Source organism: Halomicrobium sp. HArcht1-1 (assembly GCF_058933285.1).
The window spans coordinates 385,423-408,799 of record NZ_JBZYDL010000001.1 but is presented as its reverse complement, the minus strand read 5'-3'; the positions used below and the strand labels follow the sequence as shown (position 1 = coordinate 408,799).

Genomic DNA, 23,377 nt, shown 5'->3' with positions numbered 1-23,377 from the left:
GATACACTCTTTATCGAACAGATCCGTCTGAAAGGTAACGTGCAATGAGTTTCCCACGCTTTACCAGACGACAACTGCTCCAGGCGACCGCCAGTGTCGGCGCGGCCGGGCTCGCAGGCTGCTCGGACATCACGGGGGATAACGAGTCGACAGGTCGACAGACAGAGACCGAACAGGTCGACGAGGATGTCACGCAGGTCGGCATGATATACGCCCTCGCCGGACTCGACGATCGATCGTTCAACGACGCCGCAAACAGGGGTATCCAGCGGGCGCGACTCGACTACGGGATCTCGTTCTCGAATCACGAACCCGAGACTCGAGACGACATCGCACTGCTCCAGCAACGACTGGCCGACAGCAAGGCACCTGACTACGATCTTCTCTGTTGTATCGGCTTCGTCCAGGAGGGATCACTGAGCGACATCGCATCCGAGTCTCCCGAGCAGCGGTTCATGATCGTCGACAGTGTCGTCGACGCCGAGAACGTGGCCAGTTACGTCTTCAGTGAGCACGAGGGGTCGTTCCAGGCCGGCCACCTCGCGGGCGAACTGACGAGTAGAGAGATCGATCTCGGTACCGGCGCGACAGTCCCCGACCAGCGGACAGTCGGCTTCGTCGGCGGTGTCGAGAATCCGCTGATCGAGCGCTTCGAGGCGGGATACCGGGCCGGGACGAACTACGCCGATTCGGACGTGACCGTCCGCTCGTCGTATCTGGGGAACTTCAGTGACATCGAAGGGGCGTACGATACTGCGAAGGCGATGTACGACGAGGGCGCAGACATCGTCTATCACGCCGCAGGCAGTGCAGGGCTCGGGGTCTTTCAGGCCGCTCAAGCGTCGAACCGGTACGCGATCGGGGTCGACGCCGACCAGTCTCGGAGCAATCCACAGTACGCCGACGTGATCCTCGCGAGCATGGTCAAGCGCGTCGACAACGCGGTCTACAGCGCCACCACCGACGTGGTCGAGAACGACTTCCAGGGCGGCAACGTCGTCTCGTTGGGCCTCGAAGCCAACGGCGTCGACCTAGTCTACGGTATCTCGCTGGAACCCGCCGTCCCCGACGAGGTCGCCGCGGCACTCCAGCAGTCGAGAGACGACATCGTCGCCGGAGAGATCACGGTTCCGACGGAGGTAGAGGGGTGACGACAGATGAGTGATCGACTCACGCGCTACGGCCGTCTGCTCACGCCGTCGTTCGTCCGACAGCGGTACGCCGCACAGTTCGCGATCGCGTTTCTCGCGGTCATGATCGTCATTGCCGGGGTCGGGGGGATGACCTACGTCCAAGCCGAGGAGACGGTCGAGCGCAGTACGACGCAGCAACTGGAAGAGACCAGCAAACTCCAGGGCGAGTCGATCGGTTCGTGGGTCGCAGAGATGCGAACGAGTACCCGGTCGGTGTCCAGTGGCGAACCACTCCAGTCCGACCGGACGGCGGCGGCACACATCCTGTTGCAGGATCAGTTGCTCTCGGAAGACATCGTGAGCATGCACTACGTGAACACGAGCCAGAACCGGGTCGTCGCGAGCACGGAGCTACCGATCGAAGATCGCTCACTCGACGAGGTCGACGCTCCGTGGACCGACGCAGAGGTACCCGAAGGGCCGGGAGAGAACAGCCGCGTTTGGCAGTCGGACCGCTCGTACCGCTCACCGGTTCTCAACGATCGGCCGGTGATGGCGTTCGCTAGTTCCGTCCCACAGCGGCCCAACTCCTACGTCGTCGTCGTCAGTCGGATCCAACCACAACTCGAACGGATCCAGGGGGAAAACACCGACCAACGGACGACGATCGTCAACGAAAACGGAGAGACAGTCCTCGACATCGACCGGACAGTGTCGACGACGGAACACACCCAGCAGTTCGGGGCGATCCGGAACGGAACCGTGAACGGCACGACGACCCGGATCGGGACTGACCGTGTCTACGCGTACGCGACCGTTCCCGGCACCGACTGGGTCGCCATGACTGACATCGAGACTTCGACGGCCTTCGCCGTCCGTAACGACGTCGCCCAGTCGGTCGGGCTACTCGTGGTGCTCGGACTCCTGTCGCTCGGCGTCGTCGGAGTCGTGCTCGGCAAGCGGACGATCAGCCCGCTGACGCGCCTCCGAAGCCGAGCCGAACAGATGGAGGCTGGCGACCTCGACGTCGATCTCGACACCGGGCGGGAAGACGAGATCGGCAGACTGTACGACAGTTTCGACGCGATGCGTAACTCTCTCCGGCGACGTATCACCGAGGCCGAAGAGGCACTCGAAGAGGCCGAACAGTCTCGTTCGGAGGCCGAGTCGGCACGTGAGGAAGCCGAGGCCGCGAAACAGCAGGCAGAAGCAGTCAGCCAGCAGCTCAAAGAGCAGGCCGCGGCCTACAGCGACGTGATGCGGGCAGTTGCGGACGGCGACCTCACTCGTCGGATGGACCTCGACACCGATCAGGAAGCGATGGTCGAGATCGCGACGGAGTTCAACGCGATGATCGACCAACTCGAATCGACCGTCGGCAGCGTGATGGCCTTCGCAGAGGAAGTCGCGACAGCGAGTGAAGAGGTCTCGAGCGGTGCCGGTGAGATAGAGACCACAAGCCAGACCGTCGCCGAACGGATCCAGCAGATCTCCGACGGTGCACTCCGGCAAAACGAGACACTCGAAGAGACTGCCGGCGACATGAACAACCTCTCGGCGAGCATCGAAGAAGTGGCGTCCGCGTCCGCGACGGTCGCCAACACGGCAGGCGAGACGGCAGAACGCGGAAAGGAGGGGCGAGAAGCGGCCCGCTCTGCCATCGACGACATGGCCGAGATCGAGTCACGCTCGGATGCCGCCGTCGAACAGATGCTCGAACTCCAGAGCCAGATGGACGAGATCGGCAAGGTCGTCGACTTCATCACCGACATCGCAGAGCAGACGAACCTCCTGGCACTCAACGCGAACATCGAGGCTGCCCACGCCGACGGCAGCGGCGAGGGATTCAACGTCGTCGCCGACGAGGTCAAGAATCTCGCCGAGGAGACGAAGACCGCGGCAGAGCAAATCGAGACACAGATCGACGAACTCCAGAATGCGACCGACGAGACAGTCACAGACATCCGAACGACGAGAGATCAAATCAGTAACGGGGTCGAGACCGTCAGAGAAGTCTCCAGCACGCTACAGGAGATCGTCGACGCGATCGAAGACACCAATCAGGGCGTCCAAGACATCAGCACGACCACGGACGAACAGGCCGACGCCACGCAGCGCGTCGTCAGTCAGGTCGACGAGGTCACGGAGATCAGTCAGGAGGTGACCGAGAGTGCAGAGCAAGTCTCGGCCGCCGCCGAAGAGCAGACGGCGTCGGTCGCCGAGATCGCGAGCAGTGCCGCCACGCTCAACGAGCGTGCGACGACGCTTGCAGACTCTCTGGACGCCTTCACCGTCGACGACGAATCCGAAACCGACGGCAGGGACTGATACGGATTAGTGTAGCCGTTTTCCCGGTCGACCGCACCACGGTGTGCGGTCAATCCGGTAAAGATCTACAATAATCCGTATGAGACTGTTACCTGTCATTGCGTCACCGCGTCAACCACCTCTTGACGACGAACGCCGTTACAGGCAGACGGCCCGCGGTACGAAGGCATAGCTATCGTCGTGTAGTAGTACGTGTTTTCTGTACATCCCGAACTTGTTCGGGCGCTTCTGACGGCCTGAGAAGCCGCTTCTGTATATATGTGGTCTGGGCAGAAAGGTACAGATGTCGGAGGCAAGCTCAATGTCATCCATTCCACGCTCGACGCGTCGCCGCGTGCTCAAGGCGCTCGGTGTCGGCGGGACGGCCGCCCTCGCTGGCTGTACCGCGCCGAGCAACCAGGAGGCGACCGAGGTATCGACGACTGATCGCGCGACCCCACAGGAGCCAAGCATGAACCCAGCCAAGGAGACCGACGTCGACCGTATCGCCGCTGATCCGACCGACATTCCCGAGCCGATCGATCGAGACGAACCCGAGACGGTCGAGGTCGAGTTGACGACCAAGGAGTTAGTCGCCGAGGTCGAGCCCGGCGTCACGTACACGTACATGGCCTTCGAGGACCAGATCCCCGGGCCGATGATCCGCGTTCGGAAGGGCGACACCGTCGAGTTGACCATCACGAACGAGGAGGGGAACTCGATGCCCCACAACATCGACCTCCACGCGGTGCGCGGTCCCGGCGGCGGCGCGGAGGCGTCGATGGTGGCACCCGGCGAGACCGAGACCTTCCGGTTCAAAGCGACGTACGCGGGCTCGTACATCTACCACTGTGCCGTGCCGAACCTCGACATGCACATTTCCTCGGGGATGTTCGGCATGATCCTCGTCGAACCGGAAGACGGGCTGCCCGAGGTCGACCACGAGTTCTACTTCGGGCAGCACGAGCTGTACACGACGGGCGAGACCGGCGAAGAGGGCCACCACGACTTCGACTTCGAGTCGATGAAGGCAGAGGACCCGACCTACGTCCTCACCAACGGGGAGAAGTACGCGATCACGCCCGACGTCCACGGCGCGCCGACGATGCAGGTGGGCGACACCGCGAGGGTGTACATGGCGGTTGGCGGTCCGAACCTCGATTCGAGCTTCCACCCCATCGGCTCCGTCTGGGACGAGGTGTACCCACAGGGTGCCATCGAGAGCGATCCCCACGTCAACGTCCAGACGACGCCGGTCAAGCCCGGATCGACGGTCATCGCGACGCTGCACGCCGAGGTGCCCGGTGCGATCAAGCTCGTCGACCACGCGCTCACCCGAGTCGCTCGCAAGGGCAACATGGCCGTCATCATGCGGGAAGGCGACGAACAACCCGACGTGTTCGACCCCGAGCCCTGACGACGGTCGTCGCCGCACGCGCACGCGATGAATGGCGTCTTTTTTAATGGATGGGGGCGTAGCCGTGGCCAAGATGTTCAACGCCATCGTGAGCGCAGACACGCTCCAGGCGACACTCGACTCCGTGAGCGTGCTGGTGGACGAGTGCAAGATCCACCTGAACGAGGAGGGCCTCGAAATTCGCGCCGTCGATCCCGCAAACGTCGGGATGGTCGATCTCACACTCGAAGCCGCAGCCTTCGAATCCTACGAGACCGACGGCGGCCTCATCGGTGTCAACCTCTCGCGGCTCGAAGACATCGCCGGCATGGCCGACGCCGGACAGCTCGTCCACCTCGAACTGGACGAAGAGACGCGCAAGCTCCACATCGCCATCGACGGGCTGGAGTACACGCTCGCGCTGATCGACCCCGATTCGATCCGACAGGAGCCGGACCTGCCGGATCTCGACCTGGCGGCCCACGTCGTCATCGAGGGCAAAGACATCGACCGTGCCGTCACCGCCGCCGACATGGTCTCCGATCACATCGCGCTGGGAGTCGACGCCACCGACGAACTGTTCTACGTCGACGCCGAGGGCGACACCGACGACGTCCACCTCGAACTCGACCGCGAGGACCTGATCGATCTCACGCCCGGCGACGCTCACTCGCTGTTCTCACTCGACTACCTGCAGAACATGAACAAGGCGATCCCGAAAGACGCCGAGGTCCGGATGGAACTGGGCGACGAGTTCCCCGTCAAGATGCACTTCGACTTCGCCGAGGGACAGGGATCGGTCACCTACATGCTCGCGCCGCGCATCCAGAGCGAGTAACGCTGCCGACTACGTCTGGGGAGAAGCTCGCCAGATCGCGAATACCGCGTCGCAGTGACGGCCAGCAGTGTCAGCCGCGTTTTGCTGCTGTCTCCCGATATCGCCCCCAGTCAGAGCGATCGATACGTAGCCTGTCGAGATCGGACGGGGGAGACGACATCAGAGCCCGCCGACGCTCCAGAGCAGGCCGAGGACGCCGACGGCACCGCCCGCGATCCCGGCGAGAGCGTAGCCAGCGGCCCGGCGGCGGTACCGCCGCGCGACGCCGGCCGGCGACCCGGCGACGATCGTGGTCCGGGGACCGCGGAGGACCGGTCCGTCGTCGTCGCTCACCACCGCACCCCAGACAGTCACGGTGTCGCCGGGCCGGAGCACCGCCTCGGTGTACTCGCGTGGCCGATCGGCGTAGTCGGCTTCGACGCTGGGTGCGGGATGGGCGAAGCCGTCGGGCGGCTCGCTGTCCGGTCGCCGGACGACCGACCGCTCCCCGTCGAGAGCGAGCGTCGCGTCGGTGGGATCGACACACAGCGGGCCGGAGCCGTCGTCGAGGACGAAGGGACAGCCGCCGGTGCCGCCGTCGACGGTCCGGTGGGGGTCGTCCTCGTCGTAGCGTCGCAGTCCCGGCCCGGTGACCGAGACGGACCACGACCAGCAGACCGCCGAGCGACCGGTCACGGGCGCAGCGTCGGCGTGGCCGTCGGTCACCGTACCGGACACCGCCGTCGTCCCCGTCTCGGCCCGCCCCGTGGCGTCGACCTGGTCGGGCCGGCACCGCCACCACCGGCGGGCGAAGCCGTAGCCCCCGGCCACTGCCTCGCAGGCGCCGACGAGGACGACCACCCAGAGACCGACCCGGAGGACGTATCGTCGGCTGGCGAACACCGCCTCGAACGAGACTCGCCCGCCGACGGCGACGACCAGCACGGCGACGCCGACGCCGACAGCGACGGCGACCGCCGATCGCCCCGGCGTCAGTCCGTGGCGGGTGCGGAGCGGTGCCGGTGCGCCGGCACTCTCGTAGTAGGCGTACACCGCGAGGAAGGCCACGGCCAGGAGAGCCACGAAACCCAGAAAGAGTCCGAACGGATCGGCCATAGCGGGGGTTCCGGCGGGGAGTACCTAACCGCTACGGACCGTCGACCGCGAGGGGGACCGAGCCCGCTCCGTCTTGCGACCGTCTGACGGACCCTTTTGTACGACGACCACGAGTAGCCGCGTATGGAGAGTCTCGGCGACGCCTACGGCGGTTCCCGCTGGAACGGGCGCGATCCGAGACGCGTCTACGCCGGGGTCGTGCTGTTCGCGGTCGGCGTGCTCGCCGTCGTCGTCGGCATCCTCATCGTGACGACGCCGCTCGGGACGCTACTGGGAGCCGACAGCGCGACCGAGGCCCAGTCGCTGGCCGGCGTCCTCGCGGGACTGGGTGTCCCGGCGTCGCTCGCGTCGGTCGTCGTCGTCCTGCCAGCGACGCGCCGCGAGCACGTCGGCGTGCTCGCGGGCACGCTCCTCTGTGTCGTCGGCGTCGGCCTGTTCGCCTACGCCTACCCGGCCCGGTGGACCGGGACCGCTCAGTCGCTGGCCTTCCCGACCACGACCGTGTACTTCCTCGGGGGGTCGCTGGCGTTCTGGTTCGTCTTCACCGCCGTCGCCAGCTACCGGATCCGCAACAACCCACACGGCACCGTTCGGCTCGAACTGCGGCGAGAGGGCGAGACCAAGACGGTAGAGCTGTCTCGCGAGGAGTACTCGGAGTACAAGCAGGTCGTCCGGGGCGACGGCGGCGAGACCGAGCAGGTCATCCGGGAGCTCGAAGAGCGAGTCGACGAGTAGCGCGCGCGGCCGAAGGCCAGTCCGTCGCCGTTTCGAGACGAAAAGACCGGGAGCCGACGCTGAAGTGGGTCCCGCCCGACCGTCGACCACGTGGCGTCGGCTACAGCCAGTCGGTGAAGCTCCCGTCGAGCAGCGTCTCGGACTGGTGGTCGACGTAGCGTGACTGCATCCCCCAGATCGCCTCCGTCAGCGGGACGCCCTCGTCGACGGCCGTCTGGACCTGCTCGTGTTTCCAGCGGGCGGGAGTGAGCCGCCGGTCGACGCGCTCCTTGAGCGGCTGGATGTACCCGAGGGCCTGCTCCGTCGAGAGCCCGCGGCCCTCCAGTCCCTCGCGGGCGAGTTCGAACAGCTCGCCGTAGATCTCGTCGACGGCGCTGGTCTCGGTGCCGTCGGCGGTGATCCACTCGAAGTCGGCCCGCAGCCCGTCGCGAGCGGCCGCGTAGAAGTTCGCCTCGGCCGTTTCCCAGTCCAGCGAGCGCACGGGGTGTTCCAGCCGGGTGAGGCTCTTCATCAGGCCGGCGAACACGGCCTGGAAGGCGACGGCGTCGCTGACGGTCGGTTGTCCGGGCAGGGGCCGGAACTCGATGCGGGCGTTGGCGGCCGACCGCGTCGGGCCGTCGAACACCGGTCGGACCCACCGCCAGTACGAGCCGTGTTTGTGCCGAAGGTGTGCGAAGGCGTCGTCGAAGCGCTCGCCCGTCGACACCGACATCGGGACGATCGTGGTGTCGGCGACCACGTCGTCGATGGCCGCCTCGACGGTCTCGAAGTCCGTCGGGAAGGTGACTTTCGGCTGCGCGTCCGTCCCGGAGCCGGTCTCGCGCGGGTTCAGCACCGACTCGAAGACGCCGATCCGGTGTTCCATGTGGGCCTCGTCGACGATCCGGCTGTCTGGCACGTCGTCGTAGAGCTCCGGCGGGAAGAACGGCGAGTTGACCCCCAGCGCGACCAGCGGGCCGGCGATCCGCAAGGCGTACCGGAAGTACTCCGGGAGATCCGGCGCGTGCGGGATCTGGTAGTGGGGCTGAATCGAGGTGATGAGGCTCTCTGGCATCACGGTGTCGGCCTGGAGCGAGACGTTGGGCGCGTCCAGGGCCATCCCCGACGGGTAGTCCGTGTTCGCCATCGCGTGGTAGCGCACTGCGGCAGACATGTTGGTCGCGATGCGGATCCCCTGCTCCTCGACGGAGTCACAGAGGTAGCCACTCGCGGTCTCGCCGTTCGGCGGGACCGTCCACATCCCGTCGGAGACCAGCTGGATGTTCTCCGTGTGCGTCTGTTCGAGCGCGGGCGCGAGGTTGGCCCGCAGCTCCGCGAGCTGGGCCTCCAGTCCGTGTTCGTTGAGCGGTTGGGGGCTGGTCTGCATTTCGGCGTTGTGCAGCCCCAGCTCCTTCTCGAAGCCGATCAGCTCCAGGAGGTTCCGGGGCACGCGCTGGAGGGCGTCGGTCCGGTCGTCGACGGCGTACAGCTCCAGCTCCAGCCCGACGATCGCTTCGGTGTTGTCGAAGGTGCCATCGCGGACCTCCGCTTTGAGCCACTCGGCCTCCTCGGCGGCACGAGCCTCGAACTCGTCGCCGTCGGCCGACAGTGCCTCTCGCACTCGTTGCGCCAGTTCCGAGGCGGACATGCAAGCGCCTTCTCCGTCCCCAGTGTTAAAAGGGCCGTCCCGACACCCCTCAGAGCTCGGGCAACGGGACGACGACGACCGGACACCGCGCCCGTTCGAGGAGCGCCCGGACGGTCGAGCCGACGCCCTCGGCTCCTTCGACGCCCCGGTTCGGCCCAGCCAGGACCACGTCGGGGGCTCGCCGTTCGATTGCGTCGAGCAGCGTCTCGGTCGGATCGCCGTCGGGAGTCTCCACCGTCGGCGCGACGGCGGCCAGTCGCGACCGGGCGACGTTGGCCGCGTCACCGGCGTCGCGGCCGGGACTGTCGGCCTCGCGAACCGCCACGACGACGACCTCGTCGGTCGCCGGATCGAGGCGCTCCTGGAGGTAGTCGGCGGCGGCGGCCGTGACGTGGACGGACGACGTGGCGACGAGATACTCCGTCATGCCCGCTCGGTCGACCGCTGTCGGCAAATCCGTTGGGATCGCGACGAGCGGGAGACTTTTTTCCGCCGGGGTGCAGGAGTCGGGTAGATGGAGCTCGAATCGGTCTCCGGCGTTGGGGAGAAGACGGCGGCGGCACTGGCCGAACTCGACGATCCCGAGCGGGCGCTTCGCGAGGGGGACGTGGCGACGCTGGCCCAGGCCCCGGGGATCAGCGAGGGACGGGCCGCCCGGATCGCGCGAGCGGCCATCCGGGACGAACACGACGACCCCGGCGGGTGGGCCGCGACGAGTCGCGCACGCGAGATGTATCGGGAAGCGCTGGGACTCTTACAGGACCGGACCGTCACCGACTACGCCGAGAAGCGCCTGGAGACGATCTATCCCAGCGTCGTCCCCGAGCGCATCGCGGCCGTCCGGGAGCGAGCGCGGGCGGCGATGGAACGCGAACCAGACGAGGCGGTCCGCGACGCGCTGTCGGCCGTCGAACCGCTGGCAGATCCCAGCGACGTGCGCGTCCGAGACCGGTGTCTGGCGACGACCGACGCCGAGCGCTACGCCGAGGCACAGGCGGCGATCCCGGAAGTCACCGTCGAGGTGGTCGACGACGCCAGACAGCTCGCTGAGCTGGGTCGCAGCTACGCGACCGTCGTCGCGCTGGACGAGTCGTTCGCCGGCCTCGACGTGGACGGAGACGTGCGCGTCCAGCCCGACGCACTGGAGAACCCCGCCGACGTGGTGCCAGAGCGCCCGCTTGCGTTTTTCACGCGCAACCGGGACCGAATCCGGGCGGCCGTCGCGGTACACCGTGTGGCCGACCTCGATGCCCCCTGTGATCTGGACGCCCTGGAGAGCGCGCTGGACCGGCTCGCCGAAGACGGTGGCGTGCGAGGCGACGACGAACTCGATCGGCTGACCGTCGCCGTCGACGACCTCGATGCGGCGGTCTCGACGGCCGAGTCCGCCGCCAACGACCACCTCCGGGAGGCAATCGAAGAGCGAGACGTGACCATCGAGGGGACGGACCTGCTCTCGCTCGTCGAGCGAGGGGCCGGAGTGGACTCGCTGCTGTCCAGAGAGCTGGCAGACGAGTACGACGCCGCCGTCGCGAAGGCCCGCGACCGCCTGATCGAGACGCTGGGCCTGACAGACACCGAGGCGGTCGCACGGCGGGCCTTCCCCGACGATCCGACCTACCCCGTCGAACACAACGAGGAGGCCGTCTCGCGCCTGCGCGAGGAACTGACCGCCGCACGAGACCAGCGCGCCACGCGGTTGAAACGGGAGCTGGCCGACGACCTCGCCGAGATGCGTGGGGCCGCCGAGACGCTCGTCGAGACCGCACTCGAACTGGACGTCGAGCTCGCGATCGCCCGGTTCGCCGCCGACTTCGACTGTACGATGCCCGAAGTAGGAGGGGTCGACGGGACCGGCGACGACCCCGGCTTCGCCATCGAGGGCGGGCGCTCGCCGCTGCTCGACGTGGCCTTCGAAGCCGTCGAGCCCGTCGACTACCGCGTCGACGGCGTGGCGCTGCTGTCGGGGGTCAACAGCGGCGGGAAGACCTCGACGCTGGATCTGGTGGCGCTGGTGACGACGCTGGCCCACATGGGCCTGCCCGTCCCGGCCGAGCACGCCCGGATCGGCCGCGTCCGGGAACTGCACTACCACGCCAAGACACAGGGGACGCTGGACGCCGGGGCCTTCGAGGCGACGCTGCGCGATTTCGGCGCGCTGGTCGACGGTGTCGACGGGAGTCCGGGCGACGCTCGCGCCGGCCGCGTGATGGTGCTGGTCGACGAACTGGAGTCGATCACCGAGCCCGGCGCGGCGGCGACGATCGTCGCCGGCATCCTCGAAGCCCTCGCCGAGTGCGACGCGACGGGCGTGTTCGTCTCGCATCTCGCGGGCGACATCATCGAGGCGGCGGACGCGGAGCTGAGCGTCGACGGCATCCAGGCCGAGGGGCTGGTCGACGGCGAGCTTCGGGTCAATCGCTCGCCGGTCAAGGGCACGCTGGCTCGCTCGACGCCGGAGCTGATCGTCGAGAAGCTGGCCGACGACGCCGAGGGCGACTTCTACGGCGACCTGCTCGGGAAATTCGAGTAGCGAACCCTATTTGTAGCGCCGGCACTGCGTCTCGGACGATGCGACGACGCACGTTCCTCCGCGTGACCGGCGTGAGCGCGACCGGCGCTCTGGCCGGCTGTGCCAGCAGCGGCGACTCAGAAACGGCCACGCCCGGCGACGACGAGGTGCTGGTCGGACCGAACGGCAGGTACGTCTTCCAGCCCGATCCGCTGACCGTCACGACGGGGACGACGGTCACCTGGCGGTTCCAGAGCCCGAACCACAACGTCAGCTGTCGGCCCGACGGGTGGGACAGCGCCTCGCTTCCCGAGGGGGCCGAACCGTTCTCCAGCTACGAGGCCGGCAACAGCTACGAGACCCTCCAAGAAGGCGAGACCTTCGAGCACACCTTCGAGGTCCCGGGCACGTACGACTACATCTGTACGCCCCACGTGGCAAACGGGATGGTGGGGACGGTCGTCGTCGAGGAGTGAAGCGGCGACGCGGCCACCCTCAAAGCCGGTTCCACGCGGACTGGACCGTCCCCGCCGGATCGTCCGCGAGCGCCAGCACCGCCGGGAGCAGGTCGTACTTCACCGCCCGGAGCCCCACGATGCCGAGGCCGCCCGCCAGCACACCGGCACCGACGATGCCCGGAACGGACCCGAAGCCGTTCGTGAACTCGGGGACGATCACCGCGAGCACGCTCACGAACGCGATCAGCGCCAGCCCGATCTTCAACAGTGCGTCCGAGAGGCGTTTCCACCGACTCGGGCGGTAGCTCTCCGCGAGGTCGGCCGCGACGCGCTGTCGGCGCTGTTCGCTCGTCTGGATCGAGAGGGCTTCGAGTGACGGCGTCTCGTCCGTCTCGACCGCGCTCCGACGCTGCTGTGCCCGTTCGAGCAGGTCGTCGCGGTCGACATCGTTGATCGCTCTGCATCGCTCGACCGTCAGATACGCGTCGGCGAGGCGCGCTTCGAGCAGTTCGTCGGAGTGGTCCTCGAAGGCCAGCTCGAACTGCCGGTCCGGGTAGTCGACGAGCAGTTCGAAGTCCTCGACGCCCGCAGCGACGCGCGAGCGGATCTTTCGCTGATCCCGGCGACGTTTCGCCTGCTCTACGTCCGCGAAGTCGGTTCGGACGCGCTCGCGCTGGGTCCGCGTGAGCAGCGAGGAAACCCGATCGGCCATGTGTCGTCGTAGAGCGATAGCACATTTCACTCTACTGTTCGACGCGGCCGTCCGGTCGTGGACGCCGCTCGTTCGGGGCGAGTGTACGGGCGTACACGATCAGCCAGAGTGAACAGAGACGGGCGTACACGCCGATAAAACGGCGTTAACTCTCTGTGGCGTTGATGTGGGCGTCGACCGTCGAACGAGACGCACATGGTCCAGATAGCACATTGGTTGCACAGCCTGTCTCGACGCGTCGGCCCGGACACTGGCGTCGGGACGGTGATCCGGATGACCGGTCTGACGCTGTTCGCGTCGGTCCTCTCGCTGTTCGTGTTCCCGATACACCGATCGCTGCTCGATCGCTTCGTCGCGCCGTGGTCCGCGGATCTCGCGTCGCTCGCGGGCACGAAGGGATCACAGGTGGCTGTCGCCGTCGTCGTCGTGGGCTATCTCGCGACGACGCGACGCTGGAACGTCGTGCAGATCCGGCGACCGACACTCCACGACACGCTGTGGATGGTGCTCGGAGCCGCCGGCCTCGATCTGATGGCCGAGGCCATCCAGTTCGTGTTGCCGCTCGCGGGGCTCTCGATCGAAGTCCTCAGCGGCTCCGGTGGCTCCGGCTCGGCCGTCGGCCTCGGGACGTGGCCGCTGCTGTGGCCACTCGTCTTCCTCGGGCTGTACCTGCTGCCCGCACTCGTCGAGGAACAGTTCGTTCGCGGAATCGTCCAGGGACGGCTCGGAGAGCGGTTCCATCCGGCCCTGGAGGTCGTCCTGGGCGCGGCTCTCTTCGCGCTCATGCACGGCCTGTACGGGCTCGGTGGCGGGCCGGAGTTCCTGGCGACGTACCTGATCGTCCTGTTCGGCCAGGGGCTGGTGTTTTGTCTCACCTACGAGCGGACGCGGAACCTCCTCGTGGTCGCACTGATCCACGCGCTCTCCTGGACGGCTGTCGACGTTCCCTTCTTCGGGCTCCTCTGAGCGTGCGAGAGAGTCTCTGAACGTGGTCGAACGACCCCGAAGACGGCCGGTCGTCAGCCGTCGGCCGGCGCGGCAGTCCCAACCAGAACGATTCTACCTCGCCGAAGATTCGAGGGCGTTATTCGCTGCCTGCGGCGAACGGCCGATCGGTCTGTCGAAGACTGCGACGCAAATCGACGAGCACGGTCAGGATTCGCAGCAGTATCACGGCGATGATACCGAGAAGAAGCTCATCCGTAACGACGGCTGTGCCGATGATGATCAGGACGGCAACAATATTCACCAACTGATTTCCCTCGACCATATCATCGCTTAGATGACACCACCAGATGTCAGTTTTGATCGAAGAAGTGGCCGTCATCAGCGTCCGACATCAGCCTGCGATTTCACTTTCACCACCCTGGGGAATCGTTAAGTGGCGCGCGAACCCCGGTGAGAGTGATGAGCGACGACCCGGAGGAGGGGATGCTCTCCTGGGACGAGTCCGTGTTCCGGGACGAACACGTCTTCGAGATCGACTACGTCCCCCAGACGTTCGAACACCGGGAGAGCCAGATGGAGAACCTGAAGTACGCGCTCAGGCCCGCCGTCCGTGGCTCCCGGCCGCTGAACGTCATCGCACGCGGGCCGCCGGGGACGGGCAAGACCACGGCGACCCAGATCCTCTTCGACGAACTGACCGCCCAGACCGACGTGCAGGCGGTGCGGGTCAACTGTCAGGTCGACTCGACGCGCTACGCCGTCTTCTCGCGGCTGTTCGCCGAAATCTTCGACTACGAACCCCCTTCCTCTGGCATCTCCTTCAAGAAGCTGTTCTCCCAGATCACCGACCGCCTCGTCGAGCGCGAGGAGGTGCTGGTGGTGGCGCTCGACGACGTGAACTACCTCTTCTACGAGTCCGAAGCCAGCGACACGCTGTACTCGCTGTTGCGCGCCCACGAGGCCCACTCCGGAGCCAAGATCGGCGTCATCTGTATCTCCTCGGACCTCGATCTGGACGTGATCGACGCGCTCGATACGCGCGTCCAGAGCGTCTTTCGGCCAGAAGAGATCTACTTCAACAGGTACGACGAGCCCGAGATCGTCGGCATCCTGCGAGAGCGGGCCGACCGCGGGTTCCACGACGGCGTCGTCGACACGACGGTGCTCGACCGCGTCGCCGAACTCACCGCCAAGCAGGGTGGGGACCTCCGCGTGGGAATCGACCTGCTGCGTCGGGCGGGGATGAACGCGGAGATGCGAGCCTCCCGCACCGTCGAGCGCGAAGACGTGGAAGCGGCCTACGACAAGTCCAAGTACGTCCACCTCTCGCGACGCCTGCGAGAACTGTCGGACTCCGAGGCCGCACTCGCGGAGGTGATCGCCCAGCACGACGGCCAGCGAGCCGGCGAGATCTACGACGTGTTCAACGACCAGACCGATCTGGGCTACACCCGTTACTCCGAGATCATCAACAAGCTCGATCAACTGGGCGTCATCGAGGCCAGTTACACGAACGTCGACGGCCGCGGGCGCTCGCGAGAACTCACGCTGCAGTACGACCCCGAGGCCGTCCTCGAACGGCTCTGATACCCCCGGCTGTACGTCGACCCCCAGTCCAGACCGCCATTTTTTGTGCCAACAGTCCGTACGAACTGTAATGCGACGACGACTCCTGGGGAGTCCGACGGTGATGACGCTGGCTGCGTTCCTCGCGGTGTTTCTCTGTCAGGAACTCGTGTCGCTGGTCGCGGGCCGCGTCGCGATGCAGTCGCTGTTCGTGCTGACGACGCCGGTGACTCACAACCCCTGGACGGTCGTGACGAGCGTCTACGCCCACAGCGGCGTCTCGCACCTGATCGCGAACGCGGTCGCGCTGGCGGTCGTCGGAATCTTGCTGGAACGCCAGACGACGCCGGCCCGCTTTCACGCCTTCTTCGTGGTCGCGGGGGCGCTCTCGGGGCTCGCCGAGGTGTGGCTCGCACCGCTGACTGGCGCGGTGCTGGGCGGCGCGGGCCAGGTGAGCGTACTGGGCGGGAGCGGGGCGGTCTTCGCACTGGCGGGGTACCTGCTGACCAGCAACCGACTCACGGATCGCGTCGTCGGGACGATTCAGCTCAGCCCCAGGCTGCAACTGGCCGCCTTCGCGGCGATCGCGATCATCGTCACGCTGGCCACGGCCCGGCCACAGGTCGCGCTCGTCGCGCACTTCACCGGTCTGTTGCTGGGGCTGGTGGCCGGCCGCGTCCACGTGTTGCGCCCACGGCAGAAGGGAACCCAGCCAGAGCCAGCGTGATGCTGCCGGCAGTACGAGACGGCTGTGTGTTCGGTACGAGCGGGGGTCGACTGGACCAGTCCACCATCCCCGCAGCTACCGACGGCACTCGATGTGTGTCGGTGGGTTCTGCACTCGAAAGAGAGGGGTGGCGCTACTGGCTGGCCGGGTCGACGAACACTCGCTCGTCGAGGCGGGTCGTCACCCGATCGGCCAGCGTCCGGAGGTTGACGGCGTCTTCGCGGTTGTAGGAGACGAGCGTCTCCAGGGAACCGTCCTCGCCCCGCTCGTGTTCGCGCCACAGACGGACGGCGTCCTCGCCGGAGATGTCCGGACGGTCTCGCTCGATGCCGATGTCCTGCTCGATCTGTTTCAGGCCGCCGCTGAGACCCAGTTGCTTGCAGGTGTACATCAGGTCGAGGTGGGGTCGGTCCAGATCCACGTCGAAGTTGGCTTCGAGGAAGGGCACGTCGAAGCGCTTGCCGTTGAACGTCACCAGCAGGTCGGCGTCGCCGACCGTCGCCCGCAAGCGCTCGGCGGTGAGGTCGTCGCCCGCTACGAGCGTCTCGGTGTCGCCGTCCCGGTGGAAACTCACCGTCGTCACCTGATTGCGCTGCTGGTCCAGCCCGGTGGTCTCGATGTCGAAGAAGCAGGCCCGATCGGCGAAGGTCTCGTAGACGCGCCACCGCTCGCCGGAGGGGAACTGCTCGTCGAAGTACGCCACGTCGTCGTCCGCGAGCCGACGGCGGCCTTCGTCGATGAACGTCTCGATCCGGTCGGCCGTCGTCGGCCCGACCGGGTCCGGTTCGAAGGCGTCCCAGTGGGTGATCCCGGCCTCCCACAGAGTGCGTTCGGTCTGCTCGCCGACACCACGAACCCCGATGAAACTGTTCTCGACGCGCACGCTCCCCTAGGCGGTGTGGTCGCTCATAAATGAGTCGGTCCGGTCGGTCGGCGTCCCGATGACCGAAGCGAGCACTCACCCGCCGCAGTGAAACTCCCACCGAAGCGTCAGCGGTGCTACCCTCGGTCGTGTCAGCGATCGGCCCTGTGAACGGCTAACGCAACGGGCTTTTGCCCGTCCGCACCGAACGACGGTGCATGACTGCCGTCGAGACCAAGCTCGACGCCGCACGGGCCGATCTGGCCGACCGAGAGGGCGTCCTGATCGCCTTCTCGGGTGGCGTCGACTCCAGCGTCGTCGCCGCACTCGCCCACGACGCGCTGGGCGACGACGCCGTCGCCTGTACCGCAAAGAGCGAGACGCTTCCCGAAGCCGAACTGGTCGACGCCAACCGCGTCGCCGACGAGATCGGGATTCGCCACGAGATCGTCGAGTTCAGCGAACTCGACAGCGAGGCGTTCGTCGCCAACGACGACGAACGGTGCTATCACTGCCGTTCGATGCGCCTCTCGGCGATGTACGACGAGGCCCGCCGGCTCGACATCGACGTGGTCTGTGACGGCACCAACGCCTCGGACCCCGGCGAGGGACACCGTCCCGGCCTCCGGGCCGTCGAGGAGCTGAACGCCTACTCGCCGCTGCTGGAACACGACATCACCAAAGAGGAGGTCCGCGAGATCGCTCGCGAGTACGACCTGTCTGTGGCCGACAAGCCCTCGATGGCCTGTCTCTCCTCCCGGATCCCGACGGGGCTGGAAGTGACCGAGGACCGGCTCTCTCGCGTCGAGAAGGCCGAACAGCTCCTGCGGACCTGGGGCTTCGAGCAGTTCCGCGTGCGCGACCACGACGGGCTCGCCCGCATCGAGGTCGGCGACGACGAACTCGACGTGGCACTGGATCCCGACTTCGTCCGGGCCGCCCGCGACCACGTCGCGGATCTGGGCTTCGACCACGTGACGCTGGATCTCCACGGCTACCAGACCGGGAGCGTGAGCCCCGACGACGAGTCCGAGGACGACGACGCCGTCGTCGAAGACGTGTTCTCGACGGAGTACCCGACCGGAGAGTGAGACGGGCTCGCCGAGCGATTTAGATTTCCTACAAGAGAAATGCGAGATTAAACCGCCAATCATTTAGCACCGGCGTCACCTCGGACAGGATATGCCCCCGGTCGTCTACGTCGGTCCACAGGAGCGAGGCCTCGCCTTCGAGCGTGCCGTCACCGGGTCGGTGCTCGCAGTGGAGACGCCCGACGAGCGCGTCCTCGACGATCCCCGCACGTCCTTCGTGGTCGTCGATGCCGTCGGCGAGGTGGACGCGACACGCCTGGCAGACGCCCCCGTGACGGTGCTGGCCGCCGAGACCAGCGACCTCCCGGACGGCGTCGTCGACGAGCGCGTCGCCGTCGACGGAGAGCCCACGGCGGCGCTTGCCGACCACGTCGATACGCTCGCCGACGGGAGTCTCGAAACGGTCGACGAGCAGGGAGAACTGCGACGCCAGAGCGAGCGACTCGACACGCTCACCAGCAGCATCTCACACGACCTCCAGACGCCGATCCAGCTCGCGATCACGCAGCTCGAACTGTACAGAGAGACCGGCGACGAGACCCACCTCGATCGGCTCGCAGACGCTCACGAGCGGATGCAACGCCTGATCGACGATCTCCTGACCCTGGCGCGACAGGGCGACACCGTCGACGAGCCCCAGCGGGTGTCGCTGGCGTCGGTGTGTGAAGACGCCTGGCGCGGCATCGACACCGGCGGAGCGCGACTTCGGGTCCGTGCCGACGCGACGCTCACTACCACGCCCGGACGGCTCGACCGGCTGCTCTCGAATCTCTTCGTCAACGCCGTCGACCACGCCACAGACGACGTGACCGTCACGGTCGGGCTCCTCTCCGACGGCGACGGCTTCTACGTCGCCGACGACGGCGACGGAATCGGCCCGGCCGACCGCGACCGGATCTTCGAGCGAGGGTACACGACGAGCGACGAGGGGACTGGCTTCGGGCTGGCGATCGTCGCCGAGATCGTCGACGCACACGGCTGGTCGATCGCGGTCACGGACCAGCAGTCGGCGGGAGAACCGTCAGGGACACGGTTCGAAGTGTCCGGAATCTCGTCGCTCGAAGACGCCTAGGCCTCTTCTGTCGTCGGCGTCTCGGCGGCGTCGTCGCCCTCACGCCAGCGGAGCACGGCGACGAACAGTTCGTACAGGACCACCAGGCCGACACCGACCAGCGCCGCCCGCGTCGGCGAGAGAGCCAGATCGCGAGCAGCGGTGACGAGCGTCGGCGTCGGGCTCCCGAAGTAGCCGACGACGACCGCACCGAGCCAGACGGGAATCCGGGCGTCTTCGACCGCGAGCCGTGCCTTGAGCGCCCGCCGCGAGCGGCCGTAACGCCGGAGCAGGAAGGCTCCGATCTCGAACAGCGCGATCAGCGCACCCGCGATGATCGCCGGTGTCGCGATCGGTCCACCCGCACTCGCGAGTTGGTCGATCACGACCTGGGGCAGCGCGTCGTAGTAGCCCGGCGGGATCGGGCCGCTGCTGGCGACGTAGCCGCCGAGCGCCGCAGCGAGGTAGGCGACCGGTCGGCGGTCGGCCGCCTCCTCGGCCGTCGGAACCGGCGAACCGGTGCCGGTCCAGCGAAGCAGCGCCAGCGTCCCCTCGAACAGGAAGATCATCGTCACCGCGACGATCAGCGGTGCCATCCCGGTCGGGTCCGGGCTAAAGAGGAAGGCGACGGCAGCGAAGCCACCCCAGAAGTACAGCCGCCGGTCTTCGAGCCACTGGCGGGTCGTCACGCCCATCATGATCGCCAGCATCACCAGCAGCGGAATCTGGAAGACGAGCGCGAAGAAGCCGAGCATCAGGACGATGAGGTTGAACGTCTCGGTCAGGCCGAAGGCCGTCGTCGCCGCCTGCTCGCTGTACTCGGTGAAGTAGGCGAACAGCGAGGGGAGGACGGCGAAGTACGCGAAGCTGACCCCGACGGCCGCCAGCACGAGGCTCGTAGGGACGGCCGCGAGGTAGTAGCGTCGCTCGCGAGGGTAGAGGCCGGGGCGCATGAACCGATAGGTCTGGTAGACGCCGACCGGCAGTGCGATGATCAGCCCGACCAGCGTCGACACCTTCAGACGCGCAAGCACCAGCGAGAGCGGGTGGTAGACGCGAGGCTTGACGCCACAGTCCGGGCCGGGACAGAGCGCCGGGTCGCCCAGGAACGAGTACCACAGGAAGTTGATCAGGTCGTTGGCGTAGAACACGACGATCCCGGCGACGCCGAACATGACGAGTCCGACCGCCAGGAACCGCAGCGCCATCTCCTCGACGTGCTCGGTCAGGGGCATCTCCTCGTCGTCGGGAGCCGTCGACGGCCCGACATCGTCCGGCGGGGACGGCGGTTCGCGATCGCGCGTCGGCCGCGCTGTCGCACTGGCCGCGGTGCCACCGCCTTTCGGCGACGGGCCTGGCGCGTGGACCTGCTTTGGCTCCTCCGAGTCGTCGCTGTCACCGTCGTCGGTGTCCGACGCCGTGTCGGCGTCACCGTCCTCGGAATCGTCGGTGTCCGACGAGTCGCCGGTCTCGTCGGCCCGGCGAGCGTCGCCGCGTGCCTGCGTCTGGTCTCGGCGGGCGGCCGGCGGCAGCTCCTCGTCGTCGTCGGACTCGTCGTCGCCGGACTCGTCGACGTCGTTCGCGGGGTCGTGGTCTTTCCACCACTCCTGTGGATCGTCGTCCGAGTCGGGGGCTCCGTCTTCGTCTTCCTCCGAGTCGGGGGCTCCGTCTTCGTCTTCCTCCGAGTCGGGGGCTCCGTCTTCGTCTTCCGTGTCGGCTGACGAGTCCGAGTCCGCTCTCTCGCGGTCGTCGTCTGCCGGGTCGTCCGCCGAGTCCTCCGTCGCGTCGGACGCGTCGTCGGCTTTCGCGTCGACGGCGGTCGACGAGGGTACCTGCTGCTCGTCGGCCGGCGACTCCTCCGAGTGGGAGTCGGCCGGCTCCTCGCTGGCTCGCTCGTCGTCGCCGTCGCGGTCGCCCATCTGTGGCCCCCTTGGCTGCTCGTTGTTGTAAACTTTCTTTTCGCAGTCCCGACCGGAGCGTTCGCGCGATGAACAAATTGATAACGCAGAGTCGGCAAGTCTCCGACCAGATGTCTACGGGGCTCGACGAAGACACGATGCGGTCTGTCCAGAGCGGCCGCGAGACGATGGGCTCGATGCTCAGAGCCGCGCAAAAACACCTCCAGAAGGTGTTCATCGTCTGGGTCGTCGGCCTCGTCGGAACGATCTACGCGCTCCAGGAGTTCCTGTGGGATCGCTTGAAGGCGGACATGATCGAACGGACCGCCGAAGAGGCCGACATCGTCGCCGTCACGCCCTTCGACGTGATCCTCTTGCAGGTGAAAATCGGGGCGGTCATCGGTATCCTCCTCGCGCTCCCCTTCCTGATCTACTACAGCCGCGACGCGTTGCGCGAGCGGGATCTGTGGCCCGCCGACAGGGTGCCACTGTGGAAGCTCTGGAGTCTGCTGTTGATCGCTATCGGCCTGTTCGCCGGCGGGATCCTCTACTCGTACAACCTCTTTTTCCCGCTGATGTTCGACTTCCTGGCGGAAAACGCCGACGCCGCCGGCTTCCGGCCGGACTACTCGATCACCAAGTGGGTCGGCTTCGTCGCCTTGCTCGGCTTCTCGTTCGGGCTGGCGGCGCAGCTCCCGCTGTTTATGAGCGCGCTGAGCTACACCGGCATCGTCCCCTACGAGACGTTCCGTGACCGCTGGCGAGTCGCGGTGGTCCTGATCTTCGGGTTCGGTGCGCTGTTCTCGCCGCCGGACCCGTTCACGCAGGTGATGTGGGCGCTGCCCCTCGTCGGGCTGTACGTCGTCAGCCTCGGTATCTCGAAGATACTGGTGTTGACCAAGCGGGCCGGCGAGGAGGTCGGTGCTGCCACCGTCGCGCGCACGCGCTGGAACAAGCTCGCGGCCGGAGCGGTCGTGGCCGGCGGCGCGGTGTACTACCTGCTCGCGACGCCCGCGTTCCAGTACATCCAGGCGTTCGCGGCGTGGTTCCCCTCCGACCGGCTCACCGGCGACATCGCTCGCCCGGACCTGCTCGGACTGGGAACGGAGACGACCGCGATCGCCATCGCCGCCGTGTTCGGCGTCGTGGCCGCGATCGTCGTCCTGTACTACTACATGATCCAGGCCCTCGACGTGGCGGCCGCCGAGGCGGGCAACTACGGCGATCCGACGGCCATCGACATCGAACCGCTGAGCGCCGGTGCCGTCCGGAGCGCGCCGGTCCAGCGGTTCCAGGAGATGGAAGAGCAGGAAGCGCTCGAACTGGCCCAGTCGGCGATGGACGACGGGAATCCGGACAAAGCCGAGGCGATTCTGGGCCGCTGGGACTTCGCTCAGGACACGATGGCGGGCACGGGTGAGGCAGCCGACGACGAGGACGAGGAGGACGCCGACGTGGTCACCTCGACGACGGCCGGCGTGATGAACGCCTTCACCGAAGAGGAGACCACCGAGGACGACATCGGCGGCTACTACCACGACATCGCCTTCATCCTCGACTCGCTGACTTCGAAGGCGATCTGGTTCGTCGGCACGTTCATGGCGATCTCCGGGGCCGCCTTCGTCTTCCTGTACTCCGGTGGCATCGGAGACATCCGGAACACGTTCGTCAGCAACCTCCCGCCGTCGATGCGGGCCGACGTGACGTTCGTCAACCTCCACCCGGTCGAGCACCTGATCTTCATCGTGAAGTTCTCCGCGATCCTGGGCGCGGTGGCGGTGCTGCCACTGATCGTCTACTTCGCCTGGCCGGCGCTGAAAGAACGGGGCTTCGTCGGCGGCCAGCGGGGCGTGCTCGGGATCTGGAGCGGGACCGTCATCGCGTCGATGATCGGCGGGAGCCTCGTCGGGTTCACCTACGTCGCGCCGACGGTGATCTCCTGGCTGGCCTTCGACGTGCTCCAGTCGGGGATGATCATCTCGTATCGCGTCGCCAAGTTCGGCTGGCTCGTGCTCGCGCTGACGGTCGGGATCGGACTGCTGTTCGAGATCCCGGTGACGATGTTGCTGTTCCACCGCGGGAACATCATCACCTTCCAGTCGGTCCAGGACCGCTGGCGGACCGTCACGCTCGGGGTGTTCGTCGCCGGAGCCCTGTTCTCGCCGAAGGGCATCTTCACGATGTTCCTCGTCTCGATCCCGGTGACGATCGCCTTCCTCGTCGGTCTCGGGGTGCTGTGGCTCTACACCCTCGGTGGCAGACGGGCACCCGAGGGTGCCGAGCCGGCGGACTGATACTGCCGGCTGTCACTTCGCGAAGAGCTTCGCCACTCTGGGTGGCGAAATCGTTCACAGATGTACAGTCGGTAGTATAAGACCGACGACAGGAGACGCGTCGGCGAACACGTCACCCGACGCCGCA

General features: G+C 66.8%; 20 protein-coding genes. 13 read left to right on the top strand and 7 right to left on the bottom strand.

From position 1 onward, the window contains the following. Nucleotides 1-44 precede the first annotated feature (44 nt). The 4 genes from AC5FRZ_RS02190 (at nt 45) to AC5FRZ_RS02175 (ending at nt 5,674) form a co-directional block, all read left to right on the top strand. Entirely contained in the window at nt 45-1,151 is a 1,107-nt protein-coding gene (locus AC5FRZ_RS02190) for a BMP family lipoprotein (protein ID WP_372479824.1), read from the top strand. A 6-nt stretch (nt 1,152-1,157) separates the two neighbouring features. After that, nucleotides 1,158-3,461, top strand: a complete 2,304-nt coding sequence (locus tag AC5FRZ_RS02185; RefSeq protein ID WP_372479825.1) for a methyl-accepting chemotaxis protein — start codon at nt 1,158-1,160, stop codon at nt 3,459-3,461. Nucleotides 3,462-3,762: 301 nt separating this feature from the next. Continuing rightward, nucleotides 3,763-4,857 carry a copper-containing nitrite reductase gene (gene nirK / locus AC5FRZ_RS02180; RefSeq protein WP_208627629.1) on the top strand — a complete coding sequence of 365 codons (1,095 nt, stop codon included), beginning with the start codon at nt 3,763-3,765 and terminating at the stop codon, nt 4,855-4,857. 73 nt (nt 4,858-4,930) lie between these two features. Further along, a complete protein-coding gene (locus AC5FRZ_RS02175; RefSeq protein WP_153552181.1) occupies nt 4,931-5,674 on the top strand; it encodes a DNA polymerase sliding clamp in 744 nt (247 codons plus the stop codon). A 159-nt stretch (nt 5,675-5,833) separates the two neighbouring features. Here AC5FRZ_RS02175 and AC5FRZ_RS02170 read toward each other — a convergent pair whose 3' ends face one another. Beyond that, nucleotides 5,834-6,769, bottom strand: a complete 936-nt coding sequence (locus AC5FRZ_RS02170) for a GIDE domain-containing protein (protein ID WP_493563740.1) — start codon at nt 6,767-6,769, stop codon at nt 5,834-5,836. Between the two features lie 123 nt (nt 6,770-6,892). Between AC5FRZ_RS02170 and AC5FRZ_RS02165 the strand changes: the two genes are divergently transcribed. After that, a complete protein-coding gene (locus tag AC5FRZ_RS02165; RefSeq protein WP_170093186.1) occupies nt 6,893-7,504 on the top strand; it encodes a cell division protein CdpA domain-containing protein in 612 nt (203 codons plus the stop codon). Nucleotides 7,505-7,604: 100 nt separating this feature from the next. On the opposite strand, the gene AC5FRZ_RS02160 is transcribed toward AC5FRZ_RS02165, so the two are convergent. Beyond that, complete coding sequence (locus tag AC5FRZ_RS02160; protein ID WP_170093185.1) at nt 7,605-9,131, bottom strand: glutamate-cysteine ligase family protein; 1,527 nt, start codon at nt 9,129-9,131, stop codon at nt 7,605-7,607. A 49-nt stretch (nt 9,132-9,180) separates the two neighbouring features. Further along, on the bottom strand, nt 9,181-9,558 hold the full coding sequence (locus AC5FRZ_RS02155) for a universal stress protein (protein ID WP_493563739.1): 378 nt from the start codon (nt 9,556-9,558) through the stop codon (nt 9,181-9,183). A gap of 87 nt (nt 9,559-9,645) precedes the next feature. On the opposite strand from AC5FRZ_RS02155, the gene AC5FRZ_RS02150 reads away from it, so the two are divergent. Continuing rightward, a complete protein-coding gene (locus tag AC5FRZ_RS02150) occupies nt 9,646-11,664 on the top strand; it encodes a helix-hairpin-helix domain-containing protein (RefSeq protein ID WP_493563738.1) in 2,019 nt (672 codons plus the stop codon). 38 nt (nt 11,665-11,702) lie between these two features. Beyond that, nucleotides 11,703-12,119 (top strand): plastocyanin/azurin family copper-binding protein, encoded by a 417-nt coding sequence (locus AC5FRZ_RS02145; RefSeq protein ID WP_208627620.1) that lies wholly within the window; start codon nt 11,703-11,705, stop codon nt 12,117-12,119. A 19-nt stretch (nt 12,120-12,138) separates the two neighbouring features. Here AC5FRZ_RS02145 and AC5FRZ_RS02140 read toward each other — a convergent pair whose 3' ends face one another. Next, nucleotides 12,139-12,813 (bottom strand): ABC transporter permease, encoded by a 675-nt coding sequence (locus AC5FRZ_RS02140; RefSeq protein WP_372479832.1) that lies wholly within the window; start codon nt 12,811-12,813, stop codon nt 12,139-12,141. A 195-nt stretch (nt 12,814-13,008) separates the two neighbouring features. On the opposite strand from AC5FRZ_RS02140, the gene AC5FRZ_RS02135 reads away from it, so the two are divergent. After that, on the top strand, nt 13,009-13,779 hold the full coding sequence (locus AC5FRZ_RS02135) for a CPBP family intramembrane glutamic endopeptidase (RefSeq protein ID WP_208627618.1): 771 nt from the start codon (nt 13,009-13,011) through the stop codon (nt 13,777-13,779). A gap of 118 nt (nt 13,780-13,897) precedes the next feature. Here the strand turns inward: AC5FRZ_RS02135 and AC5FRZ_RS02130 are convergent, their stop codons facing one another. Next, the gene (locus tag AC5FRZ_RS02130) at nt 13,898-14,083 is read right to left on the bottom strand and encodes a hypothetical protein (protein ID WP_170093179.1); all 186 of its coding nucleotides are present in this window, start codon (nt 14,081-14,083) and stop codon (nt 13,898-13,900) included. A gap of 137 nt (nt 14,084-14,220) precedes the next feature. On the opposite strand from AC5FRZ_RS02130, the gene AC5FRZ_RS02125 reads away from it, so the two are divergent. Then, nucleotides 14,221-15,348 carry an ORC1-type DNA replication protein gene (locus AC5FRZ_RS02125; RefSeq protein WP_208627616.1) on the top strand — a complete coding sequence of 376 codons (1,128 nt, stop codon included), beginning with the start codon at nt 14,221-14,223 and terminating at the stop codon, nt 15,346-15,348. Between the two features lie 70 nt (nt 15,349-15,418). Next, nucleotides 15,419-16,054 carry a rhomboid family intramembrane serine protease gene (locus AC5FRZ_RS02120; RefSeq protein WP_206039118.1) on the top strand — a complete coding sequence of 212 codons (636 nt, stop codon included), beginning with the start codon at nt 15,419-15,421 and terminating at the stop codon, nt 16,052-16,054. 133 nt (nt 16,055-16,187) lie between these two features. Here the strand turns inward: AC5FRZ_RS02120 and AC5FRZ_RS02115 are convergent, their stop codons facing one another. Next, nucleotides 16,188-16,937: a ribonuclease H-like domain-containing protein gene (locus AC5FRZ_RS02115; protein WP_493563737.1), complete on the bottom strand. Its 750-nt coding sequence runs from the start codon at nt 16,935-16,937 to the stop codon at nt 16,188-16,190. Nucleotides 16,938-17,134: 197 nt separating this feature from the next. Between AC5FRZ_RS02115 and larE the strand changes: the two genes are divergently transcribed. After that, a complete protein-coding gene (larE, locus tag AC5FRZ_RS02110) occupies nt 17,135-18,007 on the top strand; it encodes an ATP-dependent sacrificial sulfur transferase LarE (RefSeq protein WP_170093176.1) in 873 nt (290 codons plus the stop codon). Between the two features lie 91 nt (nt 18,008-18,098). Continuing rightward, nucleotides 18,099-19,079: a sensor histidine kinase gene (locus AC5FRZ_RS02105; RefSeq protein WP_493563736.1), complete on the top strand. Its 981-nt coding sequence runs from the start codon at nt 18,099-18,101 to the stop codon at nt 19,077-19,079. Here the strand turns inward: AC5FRZ_RS02105 and tatC are convergent. Beyond that, complete coding sequence (gene tatC, locus AC5FRZ_RS02100) at nt 19,076-20,977, bottom strand: twin-arginine translocase subunit TatC (protein ID WP_493563735.1); 1,902 nt, start codon at nt 20,975-20,977, stop codon at nt 19,076-19,078. The two genes, AC5FRZ_RS02105 and tatC, sit on opposite strands and share 4 nt — an antisense overlap. Before the next feature lie 110 nt (nt 20,978-21,087). Here tatC and AC5FRZ_RS02095 point away from each other — a divergent pair, with 110 nt between their 5' ends. Next, entirely contained in the window at nt 21,088-23,250 is a 2,163-nt protein-coding gene (locus AC5FRZ_RS02095; RefSeq protein WP_170093173.1) for a twin-arginine translocase subunit TatC, read from the top strand. The last annotated feature ends 127 nt before the right edge of the window (nt 23,251-23,377 follow it).

Bases quoted from the DNA above. Each gene is read 5' to 3' on its own strand.
- AC5FRZ_RS02190 (WP_372479824.1), top strand. From the start codon at position 45: ATGAGTTTCCCACGCTTTACCAGACGACAACTGCTCCAGGCGACCGCC.
- AC5FRZ_RS02185 (WP_372479825.1), top strand. From the start codon at position 1,158: ATGAGTGATCGACTCACGCGCTACGGCCGTCTGCTCACGCCGTCGTTC.
- nirK (WP_208627629.1), top strand. From the start codon at position 3,763: ATGTCATCCATTCCACGCTCGACGCGTCGCCGCGTGCTCAAGGCGCTC.
- AC5FRZ_RS02175 (WP_153552181.1), top strand. From the start codon at position 4,931: ATGTTCAACGCCATCGTGAGCGCAGACACGCTCCAGGCGACACTCGAC.
- AC5FRZ_RS02170 (WP_493563740.1), bottom strand. From the start codon at position 6,769: ATGGCCGATCCGTTCGGACTCTTTCTGGGTTTCGTGGCTCTCCTGGCC.
- AC5FRZ_RS02165 (WP_170093186.1), top strand. From the start codon at position 6,893: ATGGAGAGTCTCGGCGACGCCTACGGCGGTTCCCGCTGGAACGGGCGC.
- AC5FRZ_RS02160 (WP_170093185.1), bottom strand. From the start codon at position 9,131: ATGTCCGCCTCGGAACTGGCGCAACGAGTGCGAGAGGCACTGTCGGCC.
- AC5FRZ_RS02155 (WP_493563739.1), bottom strand. From the start codon at position 9,558: ATGACGGAGTATCTCGTCGCCACGTCGTCCGTCCACGTCACGGCCGCC.
- AC5FRZ_RS02150 (WP_493563738.1), top strand. From the start codon at position 9,646: ATGGAGCTCGAATCGGTCTCCGGCGTTGGGGAGAAGACGGCGGCGGCA.
- AC5FRZ_RS02145 (WP_208627620.1), top strand. From the start codon at position 11,703: ATGCGACGACGCACGTTCCTCCGCGTGACCGGCGTGAGCGCGACCGGC.
- AC5FRZ_RS02140 (WP_372479832.1), bottom strand. From the start codon at position 12,813: ATGGCCGATCGGGTTTCCTCGCTGCTCACGCGGACCCAGCGCGAGCGC.
- AC5FRZ_RS02135 (WP_208627618.1), top strand. From the start codon at position 13,009: ATGGTCCAGATAGCACATTGGTTGCACAGCCTGTCTCGACGCGTCGGC.
- AC5FRZ_RS02130 (WP_170093179.1), bottom strand. From the start codon at position 14,083: ATGGTCGAGGGAAATCAGTTGGTGAATATTGTTGCCGTCCTGATCATC.
- AC5FRZ_RS02125 (WP_208627616.1), top strand. From the start codon at position 14,221: ATGAGCGACGACCCGGAGGAGGGGATGCTCTCCTGGGACGAGTCCGTG.
- AC5FRZ_RS02120 (WP_206039118.1), top strand. From the start codon at position 15,419: ATGCGACGACGACTCCTGGGGAGTCCGACGGTGATGACGCTGGCTGCG.
- larE (WP_170093176.1), top strand. From the start codon at position 17,135: ATGACTGCCGTCGAGACCAAGCTCGACGCCGCACGGGCCGATCTGGCC.
- AC5FRZ_RS02105 (WP_493563736.1), top strand. From the start codon at position 18,099: ATGCCCCCGGTCGTCTACGTCGGTCCACAGGAGCGAGGCCTCGCCTTC.
- tatC (WP_493563735.1), bottom strand. From the start codon at position 20,977: ATGGGCGACCGCGACGGCGACGACGAGCGAGCCAGCGAGGAGCCGGCC.
- AC5FRZ_RS02095 (WP_170093173.1), top strand. From the start codon at position 21,088: ATGTCTACGGGGCTCGACGAAGACACGATGCGGTCTGTCCAGAGCGGC.